The sequence below is a fragment of the Pseudomonas sp. 21615526 genome (assembly GCF_013386245.1).
GTDB lineage: Bacteria > Pseudomonadota > Gammaproteobacteria > Pseudomonadales > Pseudomonadaceae > Aquipseudomonas.
On record NZ_JACAOM010000178.1, the window covers coordinates 1 to 1,096 of the forward strand.

General features: G+C 60.6%; 2 protein-coding genes. Both read right to left on the reverse strand.

What is annotated here, in order from left to right:
* Positions 1-641: ATP-binding cassette domain-containing protein (locus HX786_RS30355; RefSeq protein WP_178913014.1), on the reverse strand; the 641-nt coding region annotated here is incomplete at its 3' end.
* 63 nt (positions 642-704) lie between these two features.
* On the reverse strand, positions 705-1,096 hold a 392-nt coding region (locus HX786_RS32090), incomplete at its 5' end, for a substrate-binding domain-containing protein (RefSeq protein WP_256735340.1).

Below are 1,096 nucleotides of genomic sequence, written 5' to 3' on the forward strand. Positions count from 1 at the left end.
AGCACGCTGATGCGGTCGCAGACCTGGAAAATCTCCTCCAGGTGGTGGGAAATAAAAATCACCGCCACCCCCTGGCGCTTGAGTTCACGCATGATTTCGAACAGCAGCTCGGCTTCGCTCGGCGTGAGGGTGGCGGTGGGTTCGTCGAGCACCAGCAGCCGAGCGTCCAGGGCCAGGGCCTTGGCGATCTCGACGAATTGCTGCTCGGCCACGCTCAGGTGCCTGACCGCGCATTGCAGGTCAATACTGACACCGAGGCGCTTGAACAACGCCTCGCTGGCCTCGACCATTTCGCGCTTGCGCAACAGGCCAAAACGGTTGCTCAGCTCATGGCCGAGGAAGATATTTTCCACCGCCGTGAGGTAGGGAATCAGGCTGAATTCCTGGAACACAATGCCGATGCCGGCGGCAATCGCATCACGATACGTCGCGAACTGCCGAGCCTCGCCGTCGATCAGGATCTGCCCTTCGTCCTGGTGCTCGACCCCGCCAAGGATCTTCATCAAGGTCGATTTGCCTGCACCGTTTTCCCCGAGCAAGGCATGAATCTCGCCGCGCTGCACTTCCAGGTTGATCGCCTTGAGGGCTTGCACCCCCGGGTAGCGCTTACAGATATTTTCCAGCTTCAGAAGACTGCTCATACCGCCGACCTCATATTCAGATGGATGACCTGTGCCCCACGCCTGGCGTGGGGCCTGGGTGTTTTACCAACTGAAATCCTTGGCCTTGGCCTGGTCAATCAGGGTGATGTCCACCGGGATTGTGGCCGGCACTTGCGAGCCCCACTTCTTGGCCAGGGCGATGCCCAGGGCCAGGCGGATCTGGTCACGGGGGTATTGCGCGGAGGTGGCGATGAATTTGCTGCCGGGTTTCTGGATGGCCTTGATCGCTTCCGGCGCGCCGTCGACGCTCACCAGCTTGACATCCAGGCCACTGGCTTCGATGGCCGAGAGTGCGCCGAGGGAGCCGTTGTCATTGACGCTGAAAATGCCCTTGAGGGTGGGCTGGGCCTGCAGCATGTTTTCGGTGACGGTCAGCGCCTGGTCACGTTCCTGCTTGCCGTTCTGGATGCTCACGATCTTGATGTCCGGGTGCT